The organism is Streptacidiphilus sp. MAP12-33 (assembly GCF_041261265.1).
Taxonomy (GTDB): Bacteria; Actinomycetota; Actinomycetes; order Streptomycetales; family Streptomycetaceae; genus Streptacidiphilus.
The window spans coordinates 117,396-134,218 of record NZ_JBGCCA010000019.1 but is presented as its reverse complement, the minus strand read 5'-3'; the positions used below and the strand labels follow the sequence as shown (position 1 = coordinate 134,218).

Here is a 16,823-nt window from a genome sequence, read left to right as displayed (position 1 = left end):
GATGGCGAAGTACTTCGACGTGCATCCGGAGAATCCGCAGGCGCGCATCATCGACAACGTGGTGGACCTGGTCCGGTCGGGATCGCTGGTCGCGTATCCCACGGACTCGTGTTTCGCGCTCGGCTGCCAGCTCGGCAACCGGGAGGGGATCGCGCGGATCCGGACCATCCGGCAGCTGGACGACCGGCACCACTTCACGTTGGTGTGTCAGAACTTCGCGCAGCTCGGCCAGTTCGTGCAGATCAACAACAACGTCTTCCGGGCGATCAAGGCGGCGACGCCCGGAAGCTACACCTTCATCCTTCCCGCGACGAACGAGGTGCCGCGCCAGTTGCTGCACCCGAAGAAGAAGACGGTCGGGGTCCGCATCCCCGACCACGTCGTCACCCAGGCGCTGCTGGCCGAGCTGGGGGAGCCGCTGCTGTCGAGCACGCTGCTGATGCCGGGCGAGGAGGAGCCGATGACGCAGGGCTGGGAGATCAAGGAGCGCCTGGACCACGTCGTGGACGCGGTGCTCGACTCCGGGGACTGCGGCACCGAGCCGACCACGGTCGTCGACTTCTCCTCCGGCGTCGCCGAGATCGTCCGTTACGGCGCGGGCGATCCCACCCGGTTCGAGTAGGAGCGCCGTGCCGGAGGAGGGGCGGCAGCCGACGAAGCGCCCGCTCACCCTGCGGCTGCCGGCCGATCTGGTCGAGTGGTTGCAGGAGTTCGCCGAGATCTCGCACCGCACCGTCGAGGACGTGGTGCGGCCGCTGGTCGAGGCGGAGCGGGCTCGGGTCGAGGAGAACTGGGACCGGGACTGAGCGGGTCGGCCCGTCGACTCTCCTCGGGTCAGGCCCGCTCAGTTCTGGTCGGAGGCGTCGGCGTAGACGTTCCCCGGGGTGACCACCTGGGTGATCGCGCGGCCGAGCAGGGTGCTGGGGTTCTCGTCGTTCGAGCGGATGTCGGTGTTCAGCAGGATGACCAGCGTGGCTCGCTGGGCGGGCAGGTAGATCGTCAGGCTCTGGTAGCCGGGCAGGGAGCCCGCGTGGCCGATCCAGCCGTGGTTGATGTCGATGCCCAGGCCGTAGGCGTCACCCGGGGCCGGGGTGGGCACCGCCGCCAGGCGTTCCGCCTGGGTCTGTGGCGTCAGCAGGCGGCCGGTCGCCACGTCCGCCGCCCACGCGTGCAGGTCCTCCAGGTCCGAGATCATCGCGCCGGCCGCCCAGCCCCAGCTGGGGTTGAAGTCCGTCGCGTCCGCCTCGGCGCCGGTGGGCGTCTGGTCGGTGTAGCCGTGGGCGTGCGGTGAGGGGAACTCCGCGGCCCTGGGCAGGAAGGTGCGGTCCAGGCCCAGCGGACGGGTGATCATGTCGCGGATGTCGTCCCGCAGCGCGCGGTGGGTGACCTTCTCGACAACCAGGCCGAGCAGCACGGTGTTGGTGTTGGAGTAGTCGAACTGCGTGCCCGGCGCGAACCGGTTCGGGTGCGCGAACGCGAAGGCCAGCAGTTCCCCGGGGGTGTACTGGCGGTGCGGCTCGGTCTGCAGCAGGTGCTGGAAGCCGGTGTCCGCACTGTAGGGGAACAGGCCGCTGCGCATCTCCGCGAGCTGCCGCAGCGTGATGTGGCGCCCGTCCGGGACACCCGGCACGTAGTCGGCGATCGGGTCGTCGAGGCCGACCGCGCCGCGGTCGACGAGCTGGAGCAGCGCGGTGACGGTGAAGGTCTTGGTCTCGCTGCCGATACGCATGAACAGGTCGGGCCGCATCGGGGTGCAGGCGTCCTTGTCGGCGAGGCCGAAGGCCCGGACGTAGCGCGGCTGCCCCTGCCGCCACAGCCCGACGATCACGCCGGGCACCCCGGCCCGCGTGGCGGTGTCCTGGATGACGCGGTCGAGCCTGGCCGCGAGGTCCGCGGGCTGTCGCGGGGCGGCGGGGGCGGCGGTCACGGGCAGGGCGGCGGTCAGGCAGGCGGCGACGGTCGTGGCGACGGCGCGCAGGGTTCGGCGGGGCAGGCCCCGGCGGATTCGGATACGCATGCCTCCTCGATAGGCCCGCGCGGGCCCGGAGGCGCCGCGCCACGCGCGGCCGTCCGGGGGATCAACCCGATCGGGTCTCCCCGGCCCCCTCCTTGGCCGTGGCCTTTCGCTCCGGCTTGCGTGCGGGCGGTCCGGCGGTGAACTTGCGGCTGAGCCGCAGCATCTGGGCGGGTGTCACGTGCGGCAGGTAGGCCTTGCCGATCGCGTTCGCCAGGGCGGGGAGCTGGGCCGGGTCGGGGTAGACCATGTAGAGCGGCAAGTAGGTGGGCTGGAACTTGGCCTTGAAGGCGAGCAGCGAGCGGAAGCCGTAGGCCGGTTCGAGCGCCCGGCCGAGCACGTCCAGCAGGCGCTGAAGCGCCGCCGGCTGCTCGCCGCGGTCCATCCGGGCCAGCGGGGCGCCGGAGAGACTCATGAACCGCGCGCCCTCCTCCTTGAAGGTCGTCGCCGCCGTCGCGATCAGGTACTCCATCACGCCCTGGAAGGACCCGTTGCCCCGGCGCATGAAGTCCAGCGTCCAGCCGACCGGCTCCCCGTCCTCGTGGCAGGGCAGCCAGCTGGTGATCCCCTGGAGGGTGCCCTCCTCGTCGAGAGCGACCACGATGCGTACCCGCGGGTCCTCCAGCTCGTCCAGGCCGCCGAGGGTGAAGCCCATCTCCGGCAGGCCCTTGTCGGCGACCCACTCCTCGGACAGTGCGCGGACCTGCTCCTGCACGGCGACGGGCGCGGTCGGCCAGGTGTACCAGTGCGCGGTCACCCCTGCCTTGCCCGCCCGGTTCAGCGCGCTGCGGACGTCCTGCCAGCGCTTGCCGGTGAAGGCGAGGTCCGGCAGGGGCAGCACGGTGTCCTCGGCCACCTGGAGCGAGGACCAGCCCAGCCGGTCGGTGACGTCCTTGGTCTCCTGGGTGACGCTGTAGAAGCACGGCGTCCAGCCCCGGTCGTCGCAGACGTGGGTGAACTCGGCGACCGCCGGGCCGCGGGCGGCCGGGTCGCCGTAGGGGCCGCCGAGCGTCAGCGCGGTGCTGCCGATGACGCGGAAGGCGATCGCGGCCCGGCCGTCGGGGGAGAGCCAGTGGTCGTTGCCCGGCCAGGTCGTCATGTACGCGAGCGTGGATCCGCCGTACCGCAGCAGCACCTCCTCGGCGAGCGCGGACCGGTCGACCCGGCGGCGCACCCCGGCCCGCCAGAACGCCACGAACAGCCCGATCAGCACGATGATCCAGAACACCGGTCCGGCGAACTCCCACAGCAGCCTCGCGTGCGCGGTCTCCGGCAGGAAGGCGCCCAGATGCTTGCCCAGCAGCGGCAGGTAGACCGGGGGCACCAGGCGCTTCGGGTAGTCCGAGACGATCTGGTGGAAGACCGGCACGGGGGCGAACTGCGTCCGGGCGTCGTAGGTGAACTTGATGTACACCGCGCCCACCACGACGAAGCTGAGCACGGCGATCCCCAGGAAGGTCAGGACCGTCTCGCGCTCCGCCCTGATCCGGAAGTGGCGGCGGGTGAGGAAGAGGACCAGCAGCACGCTCACCGGAATGCACATCTGCAGGATCGAGTAGAAGGTGAACGGGCCGGAGGAGGAGGGGCGTTTGAGGAAGTAGTAGCGCAGTTCGGCCAGGATCATCAGGACGCGCAGCACGACCGCGGCCCACCAGGCCATGCTGCGTCCGCGCCACAGCCCGACGGCGATGACGACGATGAGGCAGAGCGGGACCCAGTAGACGAAGACGGCCGGACTGTTGGCCAGCGCGTAGTCCACGCGGGCGTTCGTGCAGGTCTGGGTGTGCGCCAGGGCGCCGGCGCAGGAGGCCTCGACGTAGGCGGCGGAGGTGTTCACCCCGATGAAGAGCTCGCGGTAGAGCGCGAGCGGCCCGTCGGTGTCGTGGGTGAGCCAGGTGATCAGGGGGCCGAGCGCCGCGACCGAGGCGAAGACGGCGACCAGCAGCCGCGTCTCCGCGTGGGAGGAGGGCAGCAGCCGCACGCCGCGCAGGGAGTGCCGGTCGGTGAGCAGCAGCACTCCGGCGACCAGGCCGATCAGTGCCGCCCCGGTGCGGGCGAGGTCGATGACTTCCCCGGCGTAGAAGAGGAAGAGCAGTGTCGCCGTCACCAGCAGCAGGCGCAGCCGGCGTCGCCACAGCGCGGTCAGCGAGGCGCTGAACGCGAGCCCGACCCCGACCAGGCCCGGCGTCGGGCCGACGGTCCGGTCGCCGATGAGGCTCCCCAGCCAGGGATCGGCGGTGGCGCCGCCGATCTCCATCGCGGCGATCGCCAGCAGGGCACCGCCCACCTGGCAGACCAGGAAGAGCGAGGCGGCCGTGAACGAGCCCAGTCGCCGCTCGGCGGGCAGCAGCGTGATCAGTGTCAGGCCGGTGGCGACGAGGTAGCCGAACCAGCCGTGTTGCCACAGGCCGTAGGTGAACAGCGTCCACCAGCGGCCGCCGGTGATCGTGTCCGTGCCCAGGCCGGCCCAGTGGGCCGCTCCACCGGCCCCCAGGCCGAGGACGAAGAAGACCACGACCAGGCCGAGCGACACCGGTGCCTTCCGCAGGACACCGAGCACGCCGACACCCGCGGTCCACCAGCGGTGCAGCCCACCACCACCCGTCTGCTCAAGAGCAGCTCCGGTCATGCCTCCAGGATTCCACCGTCTGCTCCGGCGGGCGCGCGTACCGGCTCCGACCAGCGCAAACGATGATCTTTGGTCGAACCTCTGGGCATAGTCCTTACTTGACGGTAACTTACTCGGGCGTCAGGTCCAACTGTGATCCGTTTCACGAACCTGGGGGCCCACCCATGCCCAGCACTCCCATGCGCAGAACCGCCTCGCGCCTCCTGGCCGTCGCCGTGGTCGCGGCGATGACCGGTGCCGCCGCGCCGATGGCCGCGGCCGCCGCCGCCCGTTCGGCGTCCACGGCGGACGACTCCTTCTACAGCTACGACGGCAGCGCGCCCCTCGCGTCCTACGCGCCCGGCGACGTGCTGAAGGAGCGGACGCTCCAGTACCACCTCCTCGGCCTGCCGACGCCGGTCCAGGTGATCCAGATCCTGTACCGCACCGTCGACGCGCAGGGCCGACCCGCGGCCAACGTCACCTCCGTGGTCCGCAGTCTGACCGGCGACCGCACCAGGGCGGTGTCCTACCAGTCGTTCTACGACTCGCTGAACCCCGCGGACAGCCCCTCCCGCGCCATCGCCGGAAACCTCACCCTGGGCGGGGCGATCCCCAACGCCGAGGCGATCCTGCTGGTACCCCTGCTGGCGCAGGGCTACAGCCTGGTCATCCCCGACACCGAGGGGCAGACGGCCGACTTCGCGGCCGGTCCGGAGTACGGCGCCACCACCCTGGACTCGATCCGCGCCGCCACCAGGGCCGCCGACACGGGCCTGACCACCGACACCCGCTTCGGGCTGATGGGCTACTCCGGTGGCGCCATCGCCACCGACTGGGCCGCCGCCATGGCCCCCGCCTACGCGCCGGAGGTGAACCGGAAGCTGGTCGGCTTCGCCGAGGGCGGCCTGCTGGTGGACCCGGCGCACAACCTGCGCTACGTCGGCGGCTCGCTGGTCTGGTCGGGCGTCATCCCCATGGCGATCATCGGGGTCTCCCGCTCCTTCGGCATCGACCTCACGCCCTACCTCAACAGCTACGGCCTCAGCGTCTACAACTCCCTGCAGCAGGGGTCGATCGTCAACGCGCTCGGCCGCTACCCCGGGCTGAGCTGGAAGTCGCTGGCCAAGCCGCAGTACGCCAACCCGGACTCGGTGCCCGCCTTCGTCGACGCGGTCAACCGGATCAACCTCGGCTCCGCCGCCACCCCCACCATCCCGGGCTATATCGGCCAGGGCGACGGCGGCGTCCTCGAGGGGACCTTCAGCAACCTCCCGGGCGTCGGCACCGGGGACGGGGTGATGGTCGCCGGGGACGTCAGGGCGCTGGCCCGGCAGTACTGTGCCACCGGCGACCAGGCGATCCAGTACCAGCAGTTCGACGCGCTCAGCCACATCGGGACCGCCGTGGCCTGGGCGCCCACCGCCATCGGCTGGCTCGCGGACCGCTTCGGCGGCCGGACGGCCCCCTCCGACTGCGGCGGCATCGAGGCGGGCAACTCGCTGGCCCCGGAGGCCGTCACGCCGTAACGGACGCGCGGCCTGTCAGCGCCCCTGTCACCCGTGTCAGGCGGGTGACAGGGCGGTGACAGCGCCGCTCGCGACCGTTGTCCTCATGAGGAACTCGGCGATAGCGGTCTCGGGACTGCGCAAGGCATACGGCGACAGGGTCGTGCTCGACGGCATCGACTTCGAGGTCGCCACCGGATCGGTCTTCTCCCTGCTGGGCCCGAACGGCGCCGGCAAGACGACCACGGTCAACATCGCGACGACGTTGACGAAGGCGGACGCCGGCACGGTCCGCGTCGGCGGGCACGACGTCGCCGCGGCGACCCGGCAGGTGCGCCGGGTCATCGGCGTGACCGGCCAGTTCGCGGCGGTGGACGAACTGCTGACCGGCCGCGAGAACCTGCGGATGATGGCGGACCTCAGGCGGATCCGCTCCGCCGACCGCCTCGTGGCGGGGCTGCTGGACCGCTTCGACCTGGCTGGTTCGGCCGACGCGCTCGCCTCGACCTACTCGGGCGGCATGCGCCGCAAGCTCGACCTGGCGATGACGCTGGTGGGCGATCCGGAGATCATCTTCCTGGACGAGCCGACGACGGGCCTGGACCCGCGCAGCCGCCGCACCATGTGGGAGATCGTCCGCGACCTGGTCGCCGACGGCACCACGATCTTCCTCACCACGCAGTACCTGGAGGAGGCCGACCAACTGGCCGACCAGGTCGCGGTGCTCGACCAGGGCCGTGTGGTCGCCCAGGGCACCCCCGCGGAGCTCAAGCGCCAGGTGCCCGGCACCCACGTCCGGCTCCGGTTCACCGCCGAGGCCGAACTCGACGCGGCGGCGCGGGTCCTGGCCGGCGCGGCGCGCGACGACCAGGAGCTGACCCTGCGGGTCCCCAGCGACGGCGGCTCGCGGTCACTGCGCGCCCTGCTGGACCGGCTCGACGAGTACGGGCTCAGCGCCGAGGAGTTCTCCGTCCACACGCCGGACCTCGACGACGTCTTCCTGGCCCTGACCGGGCACAGCGGGCGCACCGGGCACGCCGGGCACTCGAACACCCCTGACACGCAGGAAACCACCTCGGAGGCGATCGCACGATGAGCACCCTGACGACCTCGCTCGGCGACTCGGCCATCATGCTGCGCCGCAACTTCCGGCACACGGTCCGCAACCCCGTCACGGTCTTCCAGGCGGTGCTGTTCCCCATCGTGATGATGTTCATGTTCGTCTACGTCTTCGGCGGCGCCTTCGACGTCGGCGGCGGCAGGTACGTCGACTACGCGGTGCCCGGCCTGCTCGTGATGGCCCTCGGCTACGGGCTGGGCCCGACCGCGGCGGCCGTCAACGGCGACATGACCAAGGGCGTCATCAACCGCTTCAAGGTCATGGACGTCTCCCACGGGGCCGTGCTCTCCGGCCACGTCGTCTCCACCACCGCGCGCGGTCTGATCGCCGACGCGGCGATCATCGGCGTCGGCTTCGCGATGGGGTTCCGTCCGCACGGCAGCGCGCTCGACTGGGTCGCCGCGATCGGCGTCATGGCGCTGCTCGGCTTCGCGCTCAGCTGGCTCACCGTCGCGATGGGCCTGGCGGCCAAGACGGTGGAGTCGGCGGGCATGGCGACCGTACCGCTGATCATGCTGCCCTTCCTGAGCAGCGCGTTCGTGCCCGCCGACAAGATGGGTCCCGGCATCCGGCAGTTCGCCGAGTACCAGCCGTTCACCCCGATCATCGAGACGCTGCGGGCCCTGCTGTCGGGCGGACACGCCTCGACCACCCAGGCGGTCGCCGCCGTCGCCTGGTGTGTCGGACTGGGCCTGCTCGGCTACGTGTGGGCGGTCTCCACCTTCCGGAAGCGTGCCTGATCCGCCCCCGGGTTCACGGCGTGAGCGCTCACGGCGCGAGCGCTCACGGTGCGAGCGTGAGTTCGACCAGAGCGGACCAGTCGCCCGTCGCACCCTCCCGAGCCGCCTCGGCGAGGATCTCCCCGATCCTCTCGCCGAGGCGGTTCCGCACGTCCCGCTCGATCCTGGCCGCGTCCACGTCCGAGCGGTCGGGCAGGCCGCGCACGGTCTCGCTCGCCGCCAGCAACCGCGCGGCGCGCTCGGGTTCGTCGCGGCGCAGGGCCAGGTCCGCGACGCCCACCAGCACGCGGGCGACCAGGGGCGCGTGCCCCGCCTCGCACGCCGCCGACCAGGCGGCGGCCCGGTGGACGCGGGACTCCTCGACGTCCGCGGCGAGGTACCCGAACAGCTCGTGGGTCAGGGCCCGGATCTGCGGCTGCTCCGCGTCCGCGGCCAACAGGGTTGTGGTGATGCCGAGTTGTCTGCGCGCCTCGGTCACGTCTCCCGCCCAGCGGGCCAGCTCCGCCTGGGCGAGGGCCAGTTCCGCCAGCGCGTTCGGCCAGGTGACCCGGGCCGCCCAGCGCCGCGCCTCCGCGAGCGCGGCGTCGGCCGCGGGGTCGTCGCCGAGCAGCCGGTGGAGCTTGGCCTGGGCGGCCCGCATCCGGATCACGTCCTCGGTGGCGCCGAGCTCGGTGACGACCGCGATCGCGCGCTCGTAGTGCGCGCAGGCGGCGGCGAAGTCGCCCCGGACCGCGATCCGGTCGGCGAGTTCGGTCAGCGCGAAGGAGATGCCGAAGCGCTCGCCGAGCTCCTGGAACCGGTCCAGGGCCGCCTCCAGGTAGGCGTCGGCCTCGCGGCCCTGCTGCCCGATCATGATGCGGGTCTTGCCCAGGTGCAGGCAGGCCAGCGCCCGCACCCACGGGTCCTCGTTCTCCAGCAGCGGATCGAACGCCGTCAGGAAGGCGTCCGGGCCTTGCAGCAGGTGCTCGACCGCGTCGATCAGCGCCAGCAGCGGGTAGCCGCCCCTGCCGTTCCGACCGCTCCGACCGCTCTGACTGTTCCGGCTGAGCCGGTAGGCCTCGTGGATCCACTCCGCCGCCTGGTGCTCGTCCCCGCGCCCGGAGCTCACGAAGAGCACGATCAGCCCGTGGACCATGGCCCGGACGTCGTCCGGCGCCTCGCCCGGGGTCCTGGCGGCGGCGGTGATCAGCTCCATGCCCTCCGAGCGGTGCCCGCCGAGCCACCAGTACCAGCCCGCCCCCGCTGCCAGCCGCAGCGCCGGCTCCGCCTCACCCGCGGCGAGGGCGCCGCGCATCGCCGAGGCGATGTCGTCGTGCTCCGCCTCCAGCACCGCGAGCCACTCCAACTGCTCGGCGCGCCGCAGATGCGGGTCGGCCGTCTCGGCCAGCTCGGTGCACCAGGCGAGATGGGCCCGGCGGGCGCTGACCGCCTCGCCCGCCTCGGCGAGGCGCAGCGCGGCGTACTCCCTGATGGTGCCGAGCATCCGGTACCGCGGCGCCTCCCGGTCGCCCTCGGCGCGCAGCAGCGACTTCTCCGCCAGGGAGGTCAGCAGCTCCAGCACCTCGTCCGGCTCGACGTCCCCGCTGTCCTCGCCCGCGCAGACCCGCTCAGCCGCTTCCAGGGTCGCGCCACCGGAGAAGACCGCGAGCCGGCGCAGCACCGCCCGTTCGGCGTCGGACAGCAACTCCCAGCTCCAGTCGACCACCGCCCGCAGCGTCCGGTGGCGCGGCAGGGCGGTGCGGCTGCCACCGGTCAGCAGGCGGAACCGGTCGTCGAGCCGGTGCGCGAGCTGCTCGACGGACATGGTGCGCAGCCGGGCCGCGGCCAGCTCGATGGCCAGTGGCATGCCGTCCAGCGCCCGGCAGACGCGTACCAGCGTCGCGAGCGAGGCGGGGGAGTTGTCGGCGGCGGCGAGGTCCGGGCGCACCGCTGCGGCGCGGTCCCGCAGCAACCGGACGGCGGGGGAGGCCCCGACCTCGTCCGGGGATGCGTCCGGCTCCGGCAGCGTCAGCGGCTCGACCGGCCACAGCGCCTCGCCGGTGATGCCGAGCGGCTCCCGGCTGGTGGCGAGGATCCGTAGCCGGCGGCAGTCGCCGAGCAGGCGGTGGGCGAAGACCGCAGCGGCCTCGATCAGGTGCTCGCAGTTGTCCAGCACCAGCAGCGTTCCTCGCTCGCGGACCGCGGCGACGAGCCGGTCGGTCGCGTCCGCGTGCGGGGTCTCCCCCAGCAGGGTGTCGCGCAGGCCCAGCGCGGTGAGCGTCGCCTGTGCCAGGTCGGCCTCCGTCCCGCCCGGGCCGATCGCGGCGAGCTCCACCAGCCAGGCACCGTCCGGCAGTTCACCGAGCACCTGGCGGGCGGTCTCGGTCGCCAGCCGGGTCTTGCCCGAGCCGCCGGGGCCGATGAGCGTGGTGAGCCGGTGCCCGCCCACCAGCGCGCGAACGGCCGCGAGGTCGGCCTCCTTGCCGACGTAACTGGTCAGCTCGGCCCGCAGGTTCGTCCGCGCGGCCCGTGCCGCCGGCTCCTGGGCCTGGGCCGGTCGCGCTCTCCGTGGAGTCAACTCGCCGCGCAGCAGCGCGACGTGCAGCGCCGACAACTCCGGCGAGGGGTCGACGCCGAGCGCGTCGGCGAGTGCCTCCCGGGCGCGCTGGAAGACTAGCAGCGCCTCACTGTCCCGCCCTGCGGCAGCCAGCGCCCGCATCAGCGCCGCGACGAGCCGCTCCCGCACCGGGTGCGCGGCCACCAGGTCGCTCAGCTCGGTGACCAGCGCGGCTCCGTGTCCGAGCGCGATCTCGGCGTCGGCCCGCTCCTCCGTCGCCGCCAGGCGCATCGCCTCCAGCCGCACGGCCACGGCTTCGCACGCGGCGCTGTCCGGCAGCCCCACGTCCTCCAGCGCCGCGCCCCGCCACAGCTCCAGCGCCTCACCCAGCAGGCGCGCCCGCCCGGCGGCGTCCTCCCCGCGCGCCTGTCCGGCGCCGACGAGCCGCTCGAACCGCACGGCGTCGACGTCCTCGGGCGCCACCAGCAGCCGGTAGCCGTCCGGCTGTCCCTCGATCACCCCGGCTGGCAGCAGTTTCCGCAGCCGCGACACCAGCCGCTGCAAGGCGTTCGCCGCGTCCACGGGCGGGTGCTCGCCCCAGATCCAGTCGACGAGTGCGGCCTTCCCCACCACCCGTCCGGGCCTGAGCGCGAGCGCCACCACCAGCCCCCGCAGCCGCGCCCCCGCCACCTCGGCGACTCCGTCGTCGCCCGTCCGCACCTCCAACGGCCCCAGCATCGCGATCTGCACCCGCTGATTTTGCCACGGGGTCCGCAGGTGCGTGTCGGGGTGGGAAGGTCGGTGGGGGCGCTCTAGCGTGGGTTCTCATGGCCTCTTCGATGACACCGCGTGGTCGTGCTCCCCGGCAGCAGGTGCGGGTCGGTGCGCTGTTGCGCAGACCGATGCTGTGGCTGGTGCCGTCCGTGCTGGCCGCGTTGGTCGCGCTGGTGCTGTCGCTGCTGTACATGGGCGGGGTGATCGACCCGAACGGGAACCTGCACCGGCTGCCCGTCGCCGTGGTGGACGAGGACACCGGTGCGCCGCTGCCGGGGCAGCAGCAGAACCTCGGGGCGCAGGTGGCACGTCAGATCGTCGCGGCCTCGCCCTCCGGGTCGGTCGGGTGGCGGGAGGTCGGCGAGGCGCAGGCGCGGGACCTGCTGGCGTCCGGCAAGGTGTACGGCGCGCTGGTGATCCCGGCGGACTTCACCGCGTCGGTGACCGCGCTGACCACGACGCGGGCGACGGCACGGCCGACGATCACCGTGCTCACCAACCCCGGTGTCGGCAGCCTCGGCTCCTCGCTCGCCGCCCAGATCAACCAGAACGCCGCCCACCAGGCCTCGCTCGCCATCGGCAAGCAGCTCACCGCCTCGCCCGCGACGGCGGCCGCCGACCCGACCACCAGGCTGCTGCTCGCCGACCCGGTGGCCGTGGTGACGCAGGTGGGCCATCCGATCGGGCAGCACAGCGGTCTCGGGCTGAGCGCGTTCTACTACACGCTGCTGCTCGTGCTCAGCGGCTTCATCGGCGGCAACCTCGTCCACAACGGCGTCGACACCGCGCTCGGCTACGCGGACAGCGAGATCGGCCCCTGGCACACCCGCCGGCCGACGGTCCCGATCGACCGCACCCGGACCCTGGTGCTGAAGATGGTGATGACCGCGGGGATCTCAGTGCTGACCACCAGTCTGGTCATGGTGGCCTGCATCGCCGTCCTGGGCATGGACGCCTCGCACATCCCGCTGCTGTGGCTCTTCTCCTACTGCGCCTGCCTCGCCGTCGGTCTCGGCGTGCAGGCCATCAACGCCGCGTTCGGCTCCATCGGGCAGCTGGTGTCGATGTTCGTCTTCATCGCGCTGGCCCTGCCGTCCTCCGGTGCGACCGTACCGCTGGAGGCGACCCCGGCCTTCTACCGCTTCCTCGGCGCGTTCGAGCCGATGCGGCAGCTCAGCGCGGGCGTCCGGTCCATCCTCTACTTCGACGCCCGGGCCGACGCGGGCCTCACCCGCGCCTGGGTCATGATCGCCGTCGGCTTCGTCGCCGCGCTGCTGTTCGGCTTCGCGATGACGCGCTACTACGACCGCAAGGGGCTGGAGCGGCTCACTCCGCAGCCGCAGCACGACCAGCCGCAGCACGATCAGCCGCGGCACGACGAGGCGCCGCACGACCGGCCTGAGGGGCCAGCAGCTCCTGCGCCAGGCGCATGACGGCGGTGGACCGGGCGGTCTGGCGGACGCCGTCCACCCGGGCCAGGACCAGGTCGAGCGGCGGGTGCTCGTTGGTCAGGGCGAGGGCGGCGACGCGGGCGCCGCTGTAGGTGTGGTCGGTCGCCGGGCGCTGGTGCAGGACGGAGAAGCCGTGGCCGAGGGCCACCAGGGAGCGGACGGCCTCGTAGTTGTGAGAGCGGTGCCGGACCACGGGGGTGATCCCGGTCGCGGTGACCAGCGACCAGAAGTAGTCGCGGCTGTGCGGCAGGTCGAGCAGGACGAACGGCTCGTGGGCCAGCTCGGCCAGGTCGATCGAGCCGCGCGAGGCCAGCGGGTGGTCCGCCGCGACGAGGGCGTGCGCGGGCAGCGAGGCGACGGTCTCGCGGGTGACGCCGGCGCCGAGGCCCAGGTCGTAGGTGAGGGCGAAGTCGATCCGGCCGGTGCGCAGGGCCCGGTCGAGCTCGTCGGCCTCGCCCTCCAGGACCTCGACCTGGAGCTGTGGGTACCGTTCCGCCGAGGAGACCAGCAGCTCGGGCAGGACGAACGGCGCGAGCGTGACGAAGCAGCCCAGCCGGACCGGGCCGCTGAGGCCTCCCTCGCCGCCGCGTGCCTCGGCCGCCACGTCGAGGGCGTGGCTGAGCAGCTCCCGGGCCTGCAGCAGCAACCGCTCCCCGGCGGGCGTGGCCACCAGTCCCTTGCCCTTGCGGCGGATGAACAGCTGCACACCCAGCTGGTGCTCCAGGTTGGAGACCGCCGTGGAGACGGCCGACTGGGCGATGAGCAGCCGTTCGGCGGCCGCGGTCATGCTGCCCGCCTCCGCGGCCACGACGAAGTAGCGCAGCTGCGCGAGGGTGAATCCGACTGCCGCCTCCGCCACGATCCGGCTCCTTGGCTCATCTGTTTACACGATGACCCAACCCTAAAAGATCTGCTTTACCAGGGGAAGCCCGGCTTCCATAGTGGTGGTGCGGCCCCTTCGGCCGCCGACATCCCACCCCACCAGCCCCGGGAGCGGTCACTGATGGTCCATCACCGGCTGCGGCGCTTCAACACGGCCGACACCTACCCCGAGCAGCAGCTCGCCAACGACCTGGCCCAGGCCGTCGTCGCCGAGGGAACCGTCTACCTGCGCGGCCAGATCGGGCAGGACCTGGACACCCGCGAGAGCGTCGGCGTGGGGGACGTCGAGGCGCAGGCGGAGCGGGCCATGGCCAACATCGCCATGCTGCTGGAGGAGTCCGGCAGCGCGCTGGACGAGGTCACGAAGATCACCGTCTACCTGACCGACATCCGCTTCCGCGAGCTGGTCTACCGGGTGATGGGCCGCTGGCTCAAGGGCGTCCACTACGTCTCGACCGGCTTGGTGGTCTCCGCCCTCGCCCGGCCCGAGTGGCTGGTCGAGATCGACGCGACCGCCGTCATCCCGGCGTCGCGCAGGGCCGAGGCCGCCGGGATCCGGCACGCGAAGGCGGCCGAGCGAGGGGAGCTCCTGTGACGCTCTCCATCGCCGCCCGGTGCGCCCGGACCGGGCAGGTCGGGGTGGCCATCGCCTCCTCCAGCCCGGCCGTCGCCTCCCGCTGCGCCCACGTGCGGGCCGGCGTGGGGGCGGCCTGCACGCAGAACGTCACCGACCCCAGGCTCGGCCCGTGGCTGCTGGACCTGATGGCGGCGGGCTCGACCGCCCGGGACGCCGTCCGGCACACCGCCGAGACCGAGCCCCTCATCGCCTGGCGGCAGTTGACGGCCGTCGGGATGGAGGGGAGCCCGGCCGCGTTCTCGGGCGAGCACGCGCTCGGCACCTACGCGCAGGCGGTCGGCGCGGACTGCGTGGCCGCCGGGAACATGCTCGTGAACGACGGGGTGCCGCAGGCGATGGTCGACGCCTTCGCCGGCGCCGGTGCCACTGGTGCCATGCCGGCGGAACTGCCGCTCGCGGAGCGACTGCTGGACGCGCTGACGGCCGGCCTGGCGGCGGGTGGTGAGGAGGGGCCGCTGCACTCGGCCGGCCTGCTCGTCGCCGACGCCGTACCGTGGCCCGTCGTCGACCTGCGGGTCGACTGGACCGAGGGCGAGCCGGTCGCGGAACTCGGCCTGCTCTGGCGCCTGTGGGAGCCGCAGCAGGACGCGTACGTCCAGCGCGCGCTGGACCCGGGGCTCGCGCCCAGCTACGGCGTGCCGGGGGACCTGTGAGCACCGCTCCCGCCCCGGCGCGGGAAGCAGCGCAGGCGCCGGACGCCGCGCGGACGGTGCTCCGCGACACGATCGGTGCTCTCGCAGGCGATCTCACCGGCCTCTCCCGCCGCCTGCACGCCAACCCCGAGACCGCGTGGGAGGAGGAGAAGGCGGCCCGCTGGACCGCCTCGCTGCTCGACGACCTCGGCTACACCGTCACCCCGGGCGTCTGCGCGCTGCCCACCGCCTTCTCCGCGCGGATCGGCAGTGGTCCGCTGCACGTCGCGCTCTGTGCGGAGTACGACGCGCTGCCCGGACTCGGCCACGCCTGCGGCCACAACCTCATCGCCTCCTCGGCGGTGGGCGCCGCCGCCGCGCTGGCCCGGGTCGCCGACGATCTCGGGCTGACCGTCACCGTACTCGGCACCCCCGCCGAGGAGGGTGGCGGCGGCAAGATCCTGATGCTGGAGCGCGGCGCCTTCGAGGGCGTGGACGTGGCGATGATGGTCCACCCCGGGCCTGTCGACGTCGCCGAGGCAGAGCCGTTCGCCGTGGCTCACCTCAACGTCCAGTACACGGGCCGTGCCGCGCACGCGGCCGCCTACCCCGAACAGGGCCGCAACGCCGCCGACGCCTTCACCGTCGCCCAGGTCGGCATCGGGCTGCTGCGTCAGCAGTTGCCGCCGACCACCCGCGTGCACGGGTTGGTCACCCGTGGGGGAGAGGCGCCCAACGCCATCCCGGAGCGGACGGAGGGGCGCTGGTACGTGCGCGCCGCCGACCTGGAGGAGCTGGAGCGGATCCAGGGCCGGGTGGAGAACTGCTTCCGCGCCGGGGCGCTGGCCTCGGGCTGCGCGCTGGAGATCGAGCCGGAGAGCCCGCCCTACTCGGAGTTCCGCAACGACGCGGAGCTCACGGCGCTCTACCGCCGCAACGCCGAGTCTATCGGCCGCCGCTTCGCCGCGCCGGGTGATCCGGCCGCGCGGATGAACCGGGCCTCCACCGACATGGGCAACGTCTCCCGGGTGCTGCGCGCCCTGCACCCCTATATCGGCATCGACTCGCTGCCGGCCGTCAACCACCAGCGCGAGTTCGCGGCCGCCTGCGCGACCCCGGCAGCGGACGCGGCCCTGCTGGACGGCGCACTCGCGCTGGCCCTGACGGCGGCCGACCTGGCCGCCGTGGCTTCTAGAGGTCCGGGCACCCGGTGACGGCGCGCGCGTGGGCGCTCAGCAGCGCGAGCGCCGTGGTTCGGTCCACGACCGGGTTACGGGCGACGATGTGCAGGCCGTAGCCGTCCTCCAGGGCCACGAGGTTGCGCGCGGCGTCGGCCACGGGGGTGGTGAGCGTGAACGCGCCTGCCACCGTGCCGACTTCGAGCAGCGTCGAGTAGAGGGCGACTTCACGGGCGAAGAGCGATCCCATCAGCGCGGCGTGCCCGGTGCTGCGGTCGGCCAGGCCGTGCAGTTCGAAGAGCAGCCGGTGCACCGCGTCGTCGGGGCCCTGTGGCAGGCCGGAGGCGAGCGCCGCCCGCATCCGCGCCACCGGGTTGCCGCCCAGGCTCTCGGTCTCGGCTTGGCGCTGCGTCAGATAGCGTTCGACGGCGTCCTGGTGGACGGCCAGGACGAGGTCGTCGAGCTCCGGGTAGTAGTACAGGACCGAGCCGGCCGAGACGCCGGCCGCGGCCGCGATGTCCTTGATCCGCAGGCCGGCCATGCCGCGCTCCGCGATGGCCCGCCCGGCCGCGTCGATCAGCGCGCCGCGGCGGGCTCCTTGGTTCTTCGGTCGTGCCATGGCACACATTCTCTGACACGGACATCAAAAAATCCAAGACAATCTCGCGACAGTCATTGACGTGGGCGTAACCCATTGTTTGAATCTCGCATCAAAGAACTCGCGAGCACACCTGAGGACCCCC

Annotated in this window: 14 protein-coding genes; 9 read left to right on the top strand and 5 right to left on the bottom strand. The window is 72.7% G+C overall.

The window, feature by feature from the left end:
* Position 1: 1 nt before the first annotated feature.
* A complete protein-coding gene (locus ABH931_RS20200; RefSeq protein ID WP_370115151.1) occupies positions 2 to 622 on the top strand; it encodes an L-threonylcarbamoyladenylate synthase in 621 nt (206 codons plus the stop codon).
* Between the two features lie 7 nt (positions 623 to 629).
* On the top strand, positions 630 to 806 hold the full coding sequence (locus ABH931_RS20195) for a hypothetical protein (protein WP_370115149.1): 177 nt from the start codon (positions 630 to 632) through the stop codon (positions 804 to 806).
* A gap of 38 nt (positions 807 to 844) precedes the next feature.
* On the opposite strand, the gene ABH931_RS20190 is transcribed toward ABH931_RS20195, so the two are convergent.
* Positions 845 to 2,017, bottom strand: a complete 1,173-nt coding sequence (locus ABH931_RS20190) for a serine hydrolase domain-containing protein (protein ID WP_370115147.1) — start codon at positions 2,015 to 2,017, stop codon at positions 845 to 847.
* 61 nt (positions 2,018 to 2,078) lie between these two features.
* Complete coding sequence (locus ABH931_RS20185) at positions 2,079 to 4,643, bottom strand: phosphatidylglycerol lysyltransferase domain-containing protein (protein WP_370115145.1); 2,565 nt, start codon at positions 4,641 to 4,643, stop codon at positions 2,079 to 2,081.
* Positions 4,644 to 4,807: 164 nt separating this feature from the next.
* On the opposite strand from ABH931_RS20185, the gene ABH931_RS20180 reads away from it, so the two are divergent.
* The 3 genes from ABH931_RS20180 (at position 4,808) to ABH931_RS20170 (ending at position 7,990) form a co-directional block, all read left to right on the top strand.
* Positions 4,808 to 6,151 (top strand): lipase family protein, encoded by a 1,344-nt coding sequence (locus ABH931_RS20180; RefSeq protein WP_370115143.1) that lies wholly within the window; start codon positions 4,808 to 4,810, stop codon positions 6,149 to 6,151.
* A gap of 85 nt (positions 6,152 to 6,236) precedes the next feature.
* Complete coding sequence (locus ABH931_RS20175) at positions 6,237 to 7,226, top strand: ATP-binding cassette domain-containing protein (RefSeq protein ID WP_370115142.1); 990 nt, start codon at positions 6,237 to 6,239, stop codon at positions 7,224 to 7,226.
* On the top strand, positions 7,223 to 7,990 hold the full coding sequence (locus ABH931_RS20170) for an ABC transporter permease (RefSeq protein ID WP_370115140.1): 768 nt from the start codon (positions 7,223 to 7,225) through the stop codon (positions 7,988 to 7,990). Before ABH931_RS20175 ends, ABH931_RS20170 begins: the two co-directional genes overlap by 4 nt.
* 43 nt (positions 7,991 to 8,033) lie before the next feature.
* On the opposite strand, the gene ABH931_RS20165 is transcribed toward ABH931_RS20170, so the two are convergent.
* Complete coding sequence (locus ABH931_RS20165; protein WP_370115138.1) at positions 8,034 to 11,276, bottom strand: BTAD domain-containing putative transcriptional regulator; 3,243 nt, start codon at positions 11,274 to 11,276, stop codon at positions 8,034 to 8,036.
* A 77-nt stretch (positions 11,277 to 11,353) separates the two neighbouring features.
* Here ABH931_RS20165 and ABH931_RS20160 point away from each other — a divergent pair, with 77 nt between their 5' ends.
* Positions 11,354 to 12,733 (top strand): YhgE/Pip domain-containing protein, encoded by a 1,380-nt coding sequence (locus tag ABH931_RS20160; protein WP_370115136.1) that lies wholly within the window; start codon positions 11,354 to 11,356, stop codon positions 12,731 to 12,733.
* Here the strand turns inward: ABH931_RS20160 and ABH931_RS20155 are convergent.
* A complete protein-coding gene (locus ABH931_RS20155) occupies positions 12,627 to 13,610 on the bottom strand; it encodes a LysR family transcriptional regulator (protein ID WP_370115135.1) in 984 nt (327 codons plus the stop codon). The two genes, ABH931_RS20160 and ABH931_RS20155, sit on opposite strands and share 107 nt — an antisense overlap.
* Positions 13,611 to 13,754: 144 nt before the next feature.
* Between ABH931_RS20155 and ABH931_RS20150 the strand changes: the two genes are divergently transcribed.
* Genes ABH931_RS20150 through ABH931_RS20140 form a run of 3 tightly spaced genes read left to right on the top strand, consistent with a single transcriptional unit; the run spans position 13,755 to position 16,116 of the window.
* Positions 13,755 to 14,228: a RidA family protein gene (locus ABH931_RS20150; protein ID WP_370115133.1), complete on the top strand. Its 474-nt coding sequence runs from the start codon at positions 13,755 to 13,757 to the stop codon at positions 14,226 to 14,228.
* Complete coding sequence (locus ABH931_RS20145) at positions 14,225 to 14,923, top strand: DUF1028 domain-containing protein (RefSeq protein ID WP_370115131.1); 699 nt, start codon at positions 14,225 to 14,227, stop codon at positions 14,921 to 14,923. Before ABH931_RS20150 ends, ABH931_RS20145 begins: the two co-directional genes overlap by 4 nt.
* Complete coding sequence (locus ABH931_RS20140; protein WP_370115130.1) at positions 14,920 to 16,116, top strand: M20 family metallopeptidase; 1,197 nt, start codon at positions 14,920 to 14,922, stop codon at positions 16,114 to 16,116. Before ABH931_RS20145 ends, ABH931_RS20140 begins: the two co-directional genes overlap by 4 nt.
* Here ABH931_RS20140 and ABH931_RS20135 read toward each other — a convergent pair.
* Positions 16,094 to 16,699 (bottom strand): TetR/AcrR family transcriptional regulator, encoded by a 606-nt coding sequence (locus tag ABH931_RS20135; protein ID WP_370115128.1) that lies wholly within the window; start codon positions 16,697 to 16,699, stop codon positions 16,094 to 16,096. The two genes, ABH931_RS20140 and ABH931_RS20135, sit on opposite strands and share 23 nt — an antisense overlap.
* Positions 16,700 to 16,823: the final 124 nt, after the last annotated feature.

What these genes read in the sequence shown, in the direction of transcription:
- ABH931_RS20180 (WP_370115143.1), top strand. Translation starts at nt 4,808, where the DNA reads ATGCCCAGCACTCCCATGCGCAGAACCGCCTCGCGCCTCCTGGCCGTC.
- ABH931_RS20200 (WP_370115151.1), top strand. Translation starts at nt 2, where the DNA reads ATGGCGAAGTACTTCGACGTGCATCCGGAGAATCCGCAGGCGCGCATC.
- ABH931_RS20190 (WP_370115147.1), bottom strand. Translation starts at nt 2,017, where the DNA reads ATGCGTATCCGAATCCGCCGGGGCCTGCCCCGCCGAACCCTGCGCGCC.
- ABH931_RS20150 (WP_370115133.1), top strand. Translation starts at nt 13,755, where the DNA reads ATGGTCCATCACCGGCTGCGGCGCTTCAACACGGCCGACACCTACCCC.
- ABH931_RS20160 (WP_370115136.1), top strand. Translation starts at nt 11,354, where the DNA reads ATGGCCTCTTCGATGACACCGCGTGGTCGTGCTCCCCGGCAGCAGGTG.
- ABH931_RS20135 (WP_370115128.1), bottom strand. Translation starts at nt 16,699, where the DNA reads ATGGCACGACCGAAGAACCAAGGAGCCCGCCGCGGCGCGCTGATCGAC.
- ABH931_RS20185 (WP_370115145.1), bottom strand. Translation starts at nt 4,643, where the DNA reads ATGACCGGAGCTGCTCTTGAGCAGACGGGTGGTGGTGGGCTGCACCGC.
- ABH931_RS20175 (WP_370115142.1), top strand. Translation starts at nt 6,237, where the DNA reads ATGAGGAACTCGGCGATAGCGGTCTCGGGACTGCGCAAGGCATACGGC.
- ABH931_RS20170 (WP_370115140.1), top strand. Translation starts at nt 7,223, where the DNA reads ATGAGCACCCTGACGACCTCGCTCGGCGACTCGGCCATCATGCTGCGC.